This window comes from Pannonibacter sp. Q-1 (genome assembly GCF_054073275.1).
On the sequence record NZ_JBSXNB010000010.1, the window covers coordinates 26,812 to 39,491 of the forward strand.

Here is a 12,680-nt window from a genome sequence, read left to right on the forward strand (position 1 = left end):
CTCCCTCACACCGACAGATGACCGGGAATGCGCAGGTGTCGCCGCCCGACTTCGACGAAGAGCGGATCGCGCTTCGCTGCCCACACGGCCGCGAAATGGCCGACGGCCCAGATGGCGAGGCCGACCAGCCAGAGGCGCAGGCCGAGGCCCACGGCCCCGGCCAGAGTGCCGTTCATGATTGCGATGGAGCGTGGTGCGCCACCGAGCAGGATGTGCTCGGTCAGCGCCCGGTGGACCGGGACCGTGAATCCCGGCACCGCGTCGAGTTGTTCAAACGCGATCGCCATCAGACGAGCGCTCCGCCGCCAAACGAAAAGAAGGACAGGAAGAAGCTCGACGCTGCAAAGGCGATGGACAGGCCGAACACAATCTGGATCAATCGCCTGAAGCCTCCGCTCGTATCACCGAAAGCGAGTCACCGAAAGCGAGCGCGAGGCCGGTCGCGATGATGATGATCACTGCGACGATCTTAGCGACAGGCCCCTCAATGGACTGGAGGATCTGCTGAAGCGGTTGTTCCCACGGCATCGACGAGCCAGAGGCATGCGCGGCCGGGGCGAGCATGACGCTGATGGAAACGGTAGTGACTGCGGTCGCCATGGTGCGGCAACCGCGCGAGAGCGCGCGAATCATTCGGATTCTCCTGTGTTCGGGGTGGCAGGGGTGATGCGGTAGTCGCCGTCTGGACCGAGGCCATCAACACGGGCGAGTTCGGCGAGCCGGCGCGCGGAACCCCGCCCGGAAAGCACGGCAACAAGGTCGATGGTCTCGGCGATCAGCGCACGCGGGACTGTGACGACGGCTTCCTGGATAAGCTGCTCGAGGCGCCGGAGCGCGCCCATGCCGGAGCCGGCATGGATGGTGCCGATGCCGCCCGGATGACCGGTTCCCCAAGCCTTCAAAAGATCGAGGGCTTCGGAGCCGCGCACCTCGCCGATAGGGATGCGATCGGGACGCAGGCGAAGCGAGGAGCGCACCAGATCGGAGAGCGTGGCAACGCCATCCTTCGTCCGCATCGCGACGAGGTTGGGGGCAGCGCATTGCAGCTCGCGGGTGTCCTCGATGATGACGACGCGATCCGCACCCTTCGCCACCTCGGCCAGCAACGCGTTGGTCAGCGTCGTCTTGCCGGTCGAGGTGCCGCCGGCGACCAGGATGTTGGCACGGGATTGAACAGCCGCGCTCAGCGTTGCGGCCTGATCGGCGGTCATGATGCCGGCGGCCACGTAGTCATCGAGCGTGAAGACAGCGACGGCCGGCTTGCGGATGGCAAAGGCGGGCGCGGCGACGACGGGCGGCAACAGCCCCTCGAAGCGTTCGCCGGTCTCGGGAAGCTCGGCCGAGACACGCGGGGCTCGCGCATGGACCTCCGCGCCGACATGGTGAGCGACGAGGCGGACGATGCGCTCGCCATCGGCGGCTAACATTATCTCGCCCGTATCGGCCAGACCCTCCGACAGCCGATCAACCCAGATGCGGCCATCCGGGTTCAGCATGACCTCGACCACAGCGGGATCTTCCAGAAACCGCGCGATAGCCGGTCCGAGCGCGGTGCGCAGCATGCGCGCGCCGCGCCGGATCGCTTCCTGTCTCTGGTGAGTGGCTGCCATTTCGTCCCCGTTTCTCGCGGGGACGCAACAGATGATCCCCGGATCGGGGATGATTAAAAGAGCCCGAAATCAAGCCGGTTCAACAAGATTTGGTCGTAGTAGTAGTGTGGCGTGCAAATACAGGAGAACGGCGGTGACGCGCCGATCTTGATCGAGAGTCACGCGATCCCATGGCAGGCTCCTGCCGTCATGCCTGCGATTCGCCTACGTCCTCGGAAATCTCCTGCCGGAGCTTCGGACCATGTGCGAGGCGGCGTCCGAGGGCGCTCACGAATCGCTCGTAACGTTTGCCCGCCTCGGCGCGCGCAGCCTGGGCGGCAGGTTCCGGCAGGGCCGGCGTCGTGCTCAGCCAGAACCGGATGAACACCGCCAGGCTCTCGACCGCGATCCCGACGTCGCGCTCCATCCGGGTCATGCGGCGGTCGAGCTGGTCGAGGCGCTTCGTAATCAGCGCCTCCCTACGCTCGGCGTCATCCGGCGACAGGAAGGACGCGACGGCGGCCTCGGCGATCATGGATTGCGATTGCTCCCGGCGCGCGGCGTAGTCAGCCAGACTCCTCATGATATCCGGGTCGAGATAGACGGAGACCTTCCGTTTCTTCATACGAGCCGTCATGGCGCCTACAACTCCATGCCGTCATTGGGGTCGAGCGAAACCTGGCGGGCGACACCCTGCACGAGCCGGGTCAGGCGCTGGTTACGTGTTGCGTCCTCGTCAATATCGTCGGGCGGTTCGATCTCGAACTCGTTGTCGATCGGCTGCTTTTTCTCGAGAGGTTTCACGCGGCTGAGTTCGGGCTGCTGCCGGCGTTCGGATTCGGTCGGATCTTCATCCTGCGTTGCGGCCGCCGCGGGCGCTTCTATCTCCTCCCGCCGCGCCGGGATCGGCAAGCTGCTCCAGTCGTCTGGATGGGCAAGCTCGGACCGGGTCAGCTCGGGCGGCGGCAGAACGCGCTCCGTGAAGCGGTCGTCCTCGTAGTAGCGAGCCTTCTTCGCCCGGATCGGCGGCGTGCCAGCGACCATGACAATCTCGTCGGTTGGCGGAAGCTGCATGATCTCGCCCGGCGTCAGCAACTGGCGGGCCGTCTCGGAGCGCGACACCATCAGGTGGCCAAGCCAAGGCGAGAGCCGATGCCCGGCATAGTTCTTCATCGCCCGCATTTCCGTTGCGGTGCCGAGCGCGTCGCTGACCCTTTTCGCGGTCCGCTCGTCGTTGGTGGCGAAGCTGACGCGCACATGGCAGTTGTCGAGGATCGAGTTGTTCGGACCATAGGCTTTCTCGATCTGGTTCAGCGACTGTGCGATGAGGAAGCTCTTGAGCCCGTAGCCGGCCATGAAAGCCAAAGCGCTCTCGAAGAAGTCGAGCCTGCCGAGCGCCGGGAACTCGTCCAGCATGAGCAGCAGCCGGTGTCTGCCGGCCTTTGCCTGCAGGTCCTCGGTCAGCCGCCTGCCGATCTGGTTGAGGATCAGGCGGATCAGCGGTTTGGTCCGGTTGATGTCGGAGGGCGGAACGACGAGGTAGAGCGTCGTCGGCCGCTCGCCGCCCACGATGTCGGTGATGCGCCAGTCGCAGCGGCGCGTGACCTCGGCGACGACCGGATCGCGGTAGAGGCCCAGGAACGACATGGCGGTGGAGAGCACGCCCGAACGCTCGTTGTCGGATTTGTTGAGCAGCTCGCGCGCGGCGCTGGCGATGACCGGGTGCGGTCCGCTCGGCCCGAGATGCGCGGTCTTCATCATCGCGGCCAGCGTCGACTCGATCGGCCGCTTCGGATCGGAGAGGAAGGCGGCAACGCCCGCGAGCGTCTTGTCCTTCTCGGCGTAGAGGACGTGCAGGATCGCGCCGACGAGCAGGGCATGGCTGGTCTTCTCCCAGTGATTCCGCTTTTCCAGTGATCCCTCGGGATCGACCAGGATGTCGGCGATGTTCTGAACGTCCCGGACTTCCCATTCGCCGCGGCGGACCTCGAGCAGCGGGTTGTAGGCCGATGACTTCGGATTGGTCGGGTCGAACAGCAGCACCCTGCCGTAGCGTGAACGGAAGCCGGCTGTAAGCTGCCAGTTCTCGCCCTTGATGTCGTGAACAATGGCCGAGCCCGGCCAGGTCAGGAGCGAGGGTACGACCAGGCCGACGCCCTTGCCGGATCGTGTCGGCGCGAAACACAGCACATGTTCCGGCCCATCATGGCGAAGATAGTCACGCTCGTAGCGGCCGAGCACCACGCCATCGGGATCGAGCAAGCCGGCGGCCTTGACCTCTTCCTTTTCCGCCCAACGGGCCGAGCCATAGGTGGCGACGTTCTTTGCTTCCCGCGCGCGCCAGACCGACATGCCGATCGCGACGGCGATGGCGATGAACCCGCCCGACGCGGCAATGATCCCGCCCGTGGCGAAGATCCCCGGCGCATAGGCGTCGTAAAAGTACCACCACCACATGATGGCCGGCGGATAGTAGACCGGCATTCCGAACAACCGGAACCACGGCTCACCGAGCTGCGCCTGAAACCCGAGGCTCCACGCGACATACTGCGTCGCGCCCCAGGTGGTGGAGAGGATGATGAGGAAGACCACGATGATCTGCCCCCAGAGGATTTTCGTCCCGGACATTGCGGCGGTCCTTTCTGGTCGAGGTTAGAGCCCAAGTCCGCGTTTGCGGCCGAAGCTCCAGTCGATACCGCCGTCATCGCGGGCGACGCCGGAGACGTGTCGACCGAGCTGCTTTTCGAGCGAGAGCGACCAGGGCACGAGTTGGAAGCCGAGGCCGTCATCGATCATCGCGAAGCGGCCGGAGGCGAGCGTGAAGCGCTGGCGATAGGAACCGGCGACATATTCGCCGCCGCCGGCGCGGTTGAACGGCATTCCGGTCTCGACGGCGAGCTTCTCGCCGAGGGTGTCCAGCTCGCGGCGACGAAGTGTGTCAATCAGCCGGCGTGCGAAGACGGTGCGCCCGCCCTGACGCTCGGCAAGACCTTCGCCGACCAGATGATCCGCCCGCTGTTCGAGAGCCTCTCGCACTTCCGCGCCGAAACCGCCTTCGGAGAGCGCCACGGGATCGCGGGCGACCGCCTGCCGGTCGAGCCAGGTCGCGCCCGACGCGGAGACCTGCTGTTGAAGGTCGAGATCGGAGCGAAGGGCGAGCGCAACGCGGCGCTCGCCACGCGCATCCTCGTAGGTGCGAAGCTCGACGATCGAGCCGGGCGCGCTGTCGCCGGCGGCGTCGAGATGCGGAAACTTCATATGGTGGGTGCGCCCGTCCACGCCGTCGACCACGGCATAGGCCGTTCCCTTCAGTTCGTCATCGAGGCCGCGCTCCACCAGACGCCCGATTACAGGAACGTCGAGGCTCTCCGCCGCGAGCACATAGCTGGCCGAGCCGCGCTCGATGCCGCGTTCGCTCAAGGCGCGGTGCATGCGCTTGATGATGTCGCCGCGTTCGCCGAGTCCCCGCAGGACGGTTTCGGCCTCGTTCTTGATGAACCACTGCGCCGGGCCGACCTGGCCGGCCAGCCCAAGGACTTCCAGGGTACGCAGCCGCCCGACCTTGAGCGCATGGAATTCGTCCGGCTGGCGGTCGGCGAGCGGGGCGAGATCGATAATTCCGGACTTGCCAGCGTCGCGGACGAGCTGCCGGTCAAGCTGGGTCCAGCGTTCCGCCTCGACCTGGCTTTCGAGAGTGCGACGGATGTCCAGATCGGTACGCGGCCCCAGCTCCATCGTGGCGAGATCCTGCGCGCGGGCACGCATGCCCTCCTTGATGTAGTCTCGCGAGATCACGAGGTCCTGACCATCATCGGTGCGGCCGCGCAGGATGATGTGGACGTGGGGATTGTCGGTGTTCCAGTGATCGACGCCGACCCAGTCGAGCTTTGTGCCGAGGTCCTTTTCTGCTCGAGCCATCAGATCGCGGGCGAAGGACTTGAGGTCAGCCATGTCCACCGCATCCTCCGGGGATACGATGAAGCGGAAATGATGGCGGTCATCCTCGACTCGCGCGGCGAAGGCACGGGCGTCCATGTCGTCGCTCTCCGGGCCGAACATCCGCGCCTTCTCCCCGTCACGGGTCACGCCGTCGCGGCCCAGGTAGTTCAGATGTGCGCCAAGGGGAGCGGAGCGCGCGCTGTGACGCACGACGCGGGTCTTGATGACGACGACGCGAGAGCGCCCGGTGAGCAGGCGATTGGCCTGGATGGCGGCGCGCTGGCCGCGTCCGAAGCGCGAGCGATTGCCGGGGGTGATCCTGCCGGAGCGCGAGACGCGACCGCCGGCCTTCTGCGCCGCCGCCAGCGCCTGCGCGATGAAGGGCCGTGCCTGTTGCGCGCGGGTCGAGCGGATGCGCCCGGGACGGATGCGGAACTCTCGCTCATCGGACATGGCGCAATTCCGCGACGTTCAAAATACCAGGAAAATTCAAGGGCATGGGCTTTCGGCGCACGGTGCGCAAAAACCCTGCAACGTGAAAAACGTGCCAAAAACCCAAGCAAAAACAACCGCCCGACCGACGCGCAACGTGCGCCCTTTTATCTCGCCATCCTCCGGTCGTGCCGCCTGCTTCCACCCTCGGCGCCCTCCATGATGCGCCGGGGTACGACAGGATGCGAATGCGCCGGGATGCCTTCATTGCTGGCTCCCGATGTCGTCGCGGGCGAGGAAAATGGGAGCGGCCCGCGCTCCGGCGGCGTCATCGCCTTGCGCCGGAACGGGAGAGCGGCGGTCACCCGATGCACCGCCGTTTGCAGGGAGATTGGCGGGATGGCTGTCGCCCGAGCGCACGACGAAGAGCGGTGCGTCGCGCCAATTGGTCTGCCGTTGCGGTGTCGTCGCAAGGTGGAGCGACGGCGATTTAACACCGAGCTGCGGTGCGAGAAGAGCGACATAGGCGCGCGTTTCGGCAGGGAGCGGGCGGCCGGTCGAGCGATACTCGTCGTAGCGCGCCGGACCCGCATTGTAGGCGGCGAGCATCGCGGCGACGTCGCCGTAGCGGCCCCACATCTCGCGCAGATATGCTGTGCCGGCGAGGATATTGCCGCGCGGCTCGTAGGGATCGCGGCCGAGACCGTAGCGGGTGCGAAGTTCGGCCCAGGTATCCGGCATCACCTGCATCAACCCCATTGCGCCGGCGGAGGACACGGCGCGCACATCGCCCGCGCTTTCGGCGCGCATGACGGCGACGATCCATGCTTCCGGGATGCCGAAGCGCTGCGACGCCTCGGTGATGTGCGCGGCATGTGGATCGACGGACGCGGCGCGTACCGGCGGCGCGGATTGCGCCAGAGCCGGGGGCGTTGCGGCCGTGATGAAAGTCAGGCCGGAAAGGAGAAGGAGGATCGCTGAATGCCGGACGGTGAATGACCGTCCGGCGCCGGCATGATCGTGGAGCGCCACGCTCAATCCCCCTTGCGCTGTTTCGCAGGGCGGTTGGTGTGCAGGCCCCAGACGGTGCCATCGCCGCCGGAGCGGAAGAGATTGGCGCGAAGCGGCCGCGCGAAGAGCGGGCTTTCGAGCTCGATGGAGACGTATTCGCCGGCGCGGTCGCCGACATGCGTCCAGCCCGCTCCTATGTCGAAGCCCTCCTCGTCGCCGAGCAGAACGCGATAGTCGGGAGCGTTCTCGGATTCCGAAGGCTCGGCCGGAACGAGCGTGAGTTCAGCGTCAAGGCCGAGCGCCTTCAGGTGCCCCTCGAAACCGCGTTCGGTGCGGATGAATTGGCCGATCTGCGCCATGGTGGTGGTCTCCTGTTTTTCGCAGTGGGAACGGGATGGACGCGCCGTCACCGCCTCGGCGCGCGCCAGACGAAACGACCGTCGCCGCCTTCGTCGGTGTAAAGAGGGGTGGCCCGGCCGATGACCGCCGAGGCAGGAAGCGGGCCGAAGTAGCGCCCGTCGAGGCTGTCGCGGACTTCCGGGTTCATGAGGAAGACTTCGCCGTCCGCGACGCGTCGGCAGCCCTGCCAGACAGGCAGATCGCGGCCACGGCTGTCGCGGTCGAACGCCTCGCCGAGCGGCACGCCGTCGACGGTGACGGCGCGACTGTGGCGGCAGATGCGCTGCCCAGGCAGCGCCATGACGCGCTTGAGGAGGGGTACATCAGGCCCGACATAACCGCGCTCGACCATGAAGGCGGCGAGCGGCTCGGGCGGCATGACGGCGACCAGGTCGGTAACGTCGAGACGGTCGGCGGGCGCGATTCCGTATAAGCCGATCGGCACGCTGGCAGAGGCGTTCCAGACCAGCTTGAGCGAGGTCGGAACGACAGCGGCAATGGCGACGCCGATCACGGCGGCCGTCGTCACCATGGCGTAGCGGAGGCGGGTCATCCTTCGATCTCCCGCCGCAGAAGCCACGCGCGATGGCGCTCCATCGAATACGGGCGCGGCGCTTCGCCGGTCCTCATCCGGTGGGCGACATGGCGCCAGTGATCGGGCGCGACGTCACAAGGGTCGATGTGGGTGGCCTCGATGGCATCGATGTGCCGCAGCACGTCTTCGACCTTCGGCCAGCTTTCGACTTTCAGCAGGATTTCGCCGCCGGGGCGCACGAAGGGCAGCGTCTGATAGGCATCACTTGGTGCGACCGTCTGCACGATGTCGATGCGCGAGATGACGGTGCCGAAGTCGTTTGCCGCCCAACGGACGAAGGCGAAGACGGTGTTCGGCCGGAACGAGACGATGCGCCTGCGACGGTCGAGGACCTGCTCCCGCGCCGTGCGGCCAAACCTGATCCAGTATTCGATCTTCTTCTCGATCCACGTCAGTTCGACATGGGTCAGGTCGTCCTGGGATTGCACGGCCGGCGCCGGGCCGCCGCGCATGCGAGGGGGCGCGGTGCCGGTCATAGCGTGTCTCCTTTGGTGGGTGGGAATTCGCGCGCGAACAGATCGCGCAGCATGTCGGCGGCGGTCACACCGCGCCGGAAGGCGGCGATCTTGATGCGGCCGCGCAGCTCTGGCGTGATGTCGATGGTCAGCCTTGCCGTATACGCGGCGGCCGCATCCCTGCCGCCCGGCGGTGTATCGCCGGCTTTGATCCAGCCTTCCGGATCAACCGGTCGGGAGGCGAAGCCTCGGCGGGTCCGGCGCTCGCTCATGGCACGATCCTCCCGATACCGAGCCGCGAGATCTCGCTCACCAGCGCGGCGATCTCGCGGGCGGCATGGCTGTCGCCAGCGATTTCCGAGGCGAGCCGCCCGGTCTGCGCCGCGTCCGCGAAGACGACGCGTTGGCCGATGGTGGAGCTAAGCACCGGCGGATCGTGATCGGCCAGCGTCTCGGCCGTTTCGCGGGCGATGACGGTGCGTGCGGCGCAGCGATTGAGGACGAAACGGGCGGCGAGCTGGGGCCGGTAGATGCGGGCCTCCGTGAGGAGGGAGAGCATTTCTGCCGAGGCCCAGCCGTCGAGCGGCGACGGTTGCACCGGGATCAGGACGAGATCGGCGGCGAGAAGCGCGGAGCGCATGAGACCGGCGACGCGCGGTGGTCCGTCGATCACTATCATGTCGGCGTTACGGGCGAGTTCGGGCGCTTCCCGATGGAGCGTATCGCGCGCAAGTCCGACGACGCCGAAGGCGCGTGGGAGGCCCTCGCGCGAGCGCTGCTGGGACCAGTCGAGCGCCGAACCTTGCGGGTCGGCGTCGATCAGGGTGACGCGCCTTCCCCGCCGGGCGAGTTCGCCGGCAAGGTGGAGCGCAAGCGTCGTCTTGCCGACGCCGCCCTTTTGATTGAGGAGGGCGACGATCATCGGCGTCCTCCCCGGGGATCGAGAGGAAGGCGGGATGCATCGCGATCTGCGGGTGCCTCAGAGCCGTCTTCACGGAAAGACGTGGCCGGATCAGGCTTCGGCTCCTGTCGTGCGGAGCTCTTCCTGGCGGCAATGCTGAGGCTTCTGGCGGTGTCGCGGATGCGGTTTTCCACATCGCGCGCGCGCTCTTCAAGGTTAGAGTCTTTGTTAGACTCTAAGTTAAGGGCGCGATTCCGCTTTTGATTTCCGCGCGTTACAACCTGTTTGGGTTCCCGATAGCACGATAGCCGGGTTCCTGATGGCACGATAGCTGGGGTTCCTGATAGCACGAGGCCACCCACAGGTTTTCCACAGGGCGGCATCGGCTCGAAGGCGAGCAGCATGCGGCCGCCAATCTCCGCCTCGAGGAAAAGGGTGTAGCCGGGCAGAGGCTGGCGGCGGATGATGTCGCGCAGTTCGAAGGCGAAGCGCTTGTATGGCGACAGGCTGCCGGATTTCTGGTGGAGATGGCGGAAGTCGAACCGCCAGCCGTCGCGCTGACGTCCGCCATGTTTTCGCACCAGTCGGTAGAGCCAGCGATCAAGCCCGCCCGTCAGATCGAAATATGCCCGATCGATGGTGAGTACGAGGGCGTCGTCGAGAACAGCCTGGTAGAACCAGTCCGGCACGATCAGCTCGACGCCGTCGGGACGGCCGTTTCGGTCGGTCCGTTCCTGCCATTCGTTGATCCACGAGAAGCGATGGCGACGGCCTTCTGCTGGCTGGCGGATCGTGGTGGAAACGGTGGTCGATTGCAGTCTGTCGAGCGCGGCCTTCAGGCGCTGATAGTCGCGCGAGCCGGTGCCTCGCCCGACGTAGGTAAGGATTTCGTATGGGGTGGCGGCCATCAGCCGAGAGGTGCGAAGCCCGGTATCGCGGGCTTCGATGATCTGGCTTGCGGCCCAGATCAGGATATCGGCGTCCCAGATGGTCGCCATGCCGTGATCGGGGACCGCCTCGACCCGGATCGTCACATTGCCCGCAACGAAATCGATTGGGGCGACGCGATGGGTCTTGGAAAGGGAGAAGAAGGGATAGGCCATGAGATCCTGCGCGTCTCGTGGCGCGAAGTCGCCGGGGAGCGCCCGGAACAGGTCGAGCTGCCCGCGCTCCGAAAGGGATCGACGTCGCACCGTCATGAACGGAACTGCCCGCAATCAGCGTGCGTGGCGGCCGGGTTGCGGACCGCCGGGGAGAACCTGACGCTTCGCTGGCGACACCTGCCCGCGCGGATCGGAGGTCGAGGTGACGGCACCGCGGGCGGCCCAGGCTTCGAGATCATCGACCGCGTAGACGACGCGGCCGCCGAGCTTGCGGTAGCTGGGGCCGGTCCCGTAGGTCCGGTGCTTTTCGAGCGTCCGGGCGGACAGGCTGAGGAATTCGGCAGCTTCCTTGGTGCGCAGAAAGCGCGGCGGCAGAACGGCGAGATCGGGTCGCATGGGTCGGCCTTTCGTGGTCTTCGTTGGGGCCGCCGGAGAACGGCGGCGGACGAGGGCCACGATGGCGAAGCGGAACCGGCGAGTTGCAGGGCGAATTTGGGGGGTATCGAAATCGCCCACCGGGCGAGCCGATGCGTTCGGCTAGGATGGTCGGCGATGACGAAGCAATCGACGATAGCCGCCGGCGATCATGGCGCGGGCGTCCCGCAACAGCGACTTGACCGCATGGCGGGCCGACGACGCCTGCCATTCATCGCGGTCGAGGCGACCACTATTGAAAATGACTTGCGCGATTTCCTGCTGGGTCGCGCCCGCGCGTCGGCCATCGAAGGCCTGCAGCATTCGTCGGGCGCGTGCTTTCTGCTGCTCCGTGAGTCGTGTATCCGGGGGCACAACACGGCCGTGGAGGCTGGCGAGGAGACGGTAGATCGCTTCCAGCCGGTCGAAGCCATCGAGCCCGAGCGGCACGAGAGCTGCACTGGCCGAGATGTCGAACCGACCATTCAGGGAGAAGAGCTGAAGGCGCTCCCCATTGGTGAGCGTGAAGAGCAGATTGCCGTCGTTGGCCGCGCCATCGCTGGAGGACCGTGTGTCGGCGGTCTCGCGAGATCTATCGGTGTCCGGCTCAAGCGACGGAGGAATCCTGTCGAGAACGACGACACTGGTATCTTCCTCAGGCAGCCAGAGTACACACGCTTCTGGGGACGCTTGCAGAGGATCGAGCGGGATAAAATAACCTCCAGTGCTGCCGGATCTTTTCCGTCAGCGATTGAACGTGAGCCTCGGTTGCGGCCAGGGCTTGGTAATCACGATCGTACGCCTCGTTGCGGCGCAGCCATTCCCAGGCGAGGTCAGAAGAGGTCAGGTCTTCGGCATAGTCGTATTCCGCCGAAGCATCCCAGTTTGACGGATCTGGCAACACCGCGACTCCCTCTCCATAAAGTTGATAACAGGGAGAAGGATTTCCGGAAAGGTTGCCGATCGGAAGTGTGTTTCCCGGCACCAGGTGATGCGCCGGCGGCATCACCTCGGCTTCTGGCGCTGACTTTCGCGGACGAGTTCCCGATAGCCGTGCTCGGTCATCCAGCGGGCCCGGGCGAGATGGCTGTCATAAATCTTACGACAGCGTTCTGAATCCTGCTCAGGGTCGAGATCGAACAGGATGCGGACGACCTCCCGCCAGTCCGCCCCATCCCGGTCCGCATCAAGGATGCGCAGATACAGCACCATGTGCTCCCGATCGTAGCTCGTCAGCTGCAGCTCGGGGGGTGGCGCGTCCAGAAAGGTCAGTTTGGCTTTCCCCATCAGAATTGCATTCTCTCATACGCGTCCGTGCCCCGCCAAGCGGCCGTCCTGCAAGGCGCACGGGTGTGTCCCTGAGACCCGGTCGAGCGCTCCCCACCTCTTGGCGGAAACACCGTCTCATACCACGGCGAGTACCTTTGTCGAGAATACTCCGTGGTGAAATACTCTACAAGGCGTCGAACTCTCGTTCATGGAGATTCGAGAGGTATTTGCGCGAAACCTACGTGCTGCCCGGCAGGCCAAAGGGCTGTCACAGGAGGAGCTTGCGCACCGGGCGGAGATTGACCGCACCTATATCAGTTCTCTGGAACGCAGCGTCTACAACGCCAGCATCGATGTTGTCGATCGCTTGGCGACCGTCTTGGGTATTGAAGCTTCGGACCTGCTGAAACGATCCGCGAATGAACAAACCACATCACCAGCGGAGCATGACGAACAGTGAGGTCGGTCATCCATACGCGGGTGCTGGCGGGTTGGAGTTGTATGCATCGTTCATTGCGAAGCTGTTTTTGACCACCGTCACGAGCACGCAAGAACCCGGCGGCTTGCGCCGCC

17 protein-coding genes and 1 pseudogene are annotated in these 12,680 nt (G+C 65.6%); 1 reads left to right on the forward strand and 17 read right to left on the reverse strand.

The window, feature by feature from the left end:
* Window positions 1-5: 5 nt before the first annotated feature.
* The 17 genes and pseudogenes from ACVNHC_RS22150 to ACVNHC_RS22230 form a co-directional block, all read right to left on the reverse strand.
* Window positions 6-287: a VirB3 family type IV secretion system protein gene (locus ACVNHC_RS22150; protein WP_457169533.1), complete on the reverse strand. Its 282-nt coding sequence runs from the start codon at window positions 285-287 to the stop codon at window positions 6-8.
* Window positions 287-633 (reverse strand): annotated as a pseudogene (locus ACVNHC_RS22155) (TrbC/VirB2 family protein). The gene ACVNHC_RS22150 and the pseudogene ACVNHC_RS22155 overlap by 1 nt, the downstream one beginning before the upstream one ends.
* The gene (gene trbB / locus ACVNHC_RS22160; protein ID WP_457169535.1) at window positions 630-1,610 is read right to left on the reverse strand and encodes a P-type conjugative transfer ATPase TrbB; all 981 of its coding nucleotides are present in this window, start codon (window positions 1,608-1,610) and stop codon (window positions 630-632) included. The pseudogene ACVNHC_RS22155 and the gene trbB overlap by 4 nt, the downstream one beginning before the upstream one ends.
* A gap of 187 nt (window positions 1,611-1,797) precedes the next feature.
* Window positions 1,798-2,226, reverse strand: coding sequence for a CopG family transcriptional regulator (locus ACVNHC_RS22165; protein ID WP_457169537.1), 429 nt, complete (start codon window positions 2,224-2,226; stop codon window positions 1,798-1,800).
* A 5-nt stretch (window positions 2,227-2,231) separates the two neighbouring features.
* Entirely contained in the window at window positions 2,232-4,217 is a 1,986-nt protein-coding gene (locus ACVNHC_RS22170; RefSeq protein WP_457169539.1) for a conjugal transfer protein TraG, read from the reverse strand.
* A gap of 24 nt (window positions 4,218-4,241) precedes the next feature.
* Entirely contained in the window at window positions 4,242-5,981 is a 1,740-nt protein-coding gene (locus ACVNHC_RS22175) for a relaxase/mobilization nuclease domain-containing protein (RefSeq protein ID WP_457169541.1), read from the reverse strand.
* Between the two features lie 243 nt (window positions 5,982-6,224).
* Complete coding sequence (locus ACVNHC_RS22180) at window positions 6,225-6,992, reverse strand: lytic transglycosylase domain-containing protein (protein WP_457169542.1); 768 nt, start codon at window positions 6,990-6,992, stop codon at window positions 6,225-6,227.
* A 2-nt stretch (window positions 6,993-6,994) separates the two neighbouring features.
* A complete protein-coding gene (locus ACVNHC_RS22185) occupies window positions 6,995-7,381 on the reverse strand; it encodes a DUF736 domain-containing protein (protein ID WP_457169544.1) in 387 nt (128 codons plus the stop codon).
* On the reverse strand, window positions 7,378-7,923 hold the full coding sequence (locus ACVNHC_RS22190) for a S26 family signal peptidase (protein ID WP_457169546.1): 546 nt from the start codon (window positions 7,921-7,923) through the stop codon (window positions 7,378-7,380). Before ACVNHC_RS22190 ends, ACVNHC_RS22185 begins: the two co-directional genes overlap by 4 nt.
* Window positions 7,920-8,441: a DUF2840 domain-containing protein gene (locus ACVNHC_RS22195; protein ID WP_457169548.1), complete on the reverse strand. Its 522-nt coding sequence runs from the start codon at window positions 8,439-8,441 to the stop codon at window positions 7,920-7,922. The genes ACVNHC_RS22190 and ACVNHC_RS22195 overlap by 4 nt, the downstream gene beginning before the upstream one ends.
* Window positions 8,438-8,692, reverse strand: coding sequence for a hypothetical protein (locus ACVNHC_RS22200; protein WP_457169550.1), 255 nt, complete (start codon window positions 8,690-8,692; stop codon window positions 8,438-8,440). The genes ACVNHC_RS22195 and ACVNHC_RS22200 overlap by 4 nt, the downstream gene beginning before the upstream one ends.
* Window positions 8,689-9,342, reverse strand: a complete 654-nt coding sequence (parA, locus tag ACVNHC_RS22205) for a ParA family partition ATPase (RefSeq protein WP_457169552.1) — start codon at window positions 9,340-9,342, stop codon at window positions 8,689-8,691. The genes ACVNHC_RS22200 and parA overlap by 4 nt, the downstream gene beginning before the upstream one ends.
* Window positions 9,339-10,520 (reverse strand): replication initiator protein A, encoded by a 1,182-nt coding sequence (locus tag ACVNHC_RS22210; RefSeq protein ID WP_457169554.1) that lies wholly within the window; start codon window positions 10,518-10,520, stop codon window positions 9,339-9,341. The genes parA and ACVNHC_RS22210 overlap by 4 nt, the downstream gene beginning before the upstream one ends.
* An 18-nt stretch (window positions 10,521-10,538) precedes the next feature.
* Window positions 10,539-10,820, reverse strand: coding sequence for a helix-turn-helix transcriptional regulator (locus ACVNHC_RS22215; RefSeq protein ID WP_457169556.1), 282 nt, complete (start codon window positions 10,818-10,820; stop codon window positions 10,539-10,541).
* A gap of 141 nt (window positions 10,821-10,961) precedes the next feature.
* Window positions 10,962-11,288, reverse strand: a complete 327-nt coding sequence (locus ACVNHC_RS22220) for a DUF2285 domain-containing protein (RefSeq protein WP_457169558.1) — start codon at window positions 11,286-11,288, stop codon at window positions 10,962-10,964.
* A 205-nt stretch (window positions 11,289-11,493) separates the two neighbouring features.
* The gene (locus tag ACVNHC_RS22225; RefSeq protein ID WP_457169560.1) at window positions 11,494-11,844 is read right to left on the reverse strand and encodes a transcriptional regulator domain-containing protein; all 351 of its coding nucleotides are present in this window, start codon (window positions 11,842-11,844) and stop codon (window positions 11,494-11,496) included.
* Window positions 11,844-12,125: a DNA -binding domain-containing protein gene (locus ACVNHC_RS22230; protein ID WP_457169562.1), complete on the reverse strand. Its 282-nt coding sequence runs from the start codon at window positions 12,123-12,125 to the stop codon at window positions 11,844-11,846. Before ACVNHC_RS22230 ends, ACVNHC_RS22225 begins: the two co-directional genes overlap by 1 nt.
* Window positions 12,126-12,315: 190 nt before the next feature.
* Between ACVNHC_RS22230 and ACVNHC_RS22235 the strand changes: the two genes are divergently transcribed.
* The gene (locus ACVNHC_RS22235; protein ID WP_457169564.1) at window positions 12,316-12,567 is read left to right on the forward strand and encodes a helix-turn-helix domain-containing protein; all 252 of its coding nucleotides are present in this window, start codon (window positions 12,316-12,318) and stop codon (window positions 12,565-12,567) included.
* Window positions 12,568-12,680: the final 113 nt, after the last annotated feature.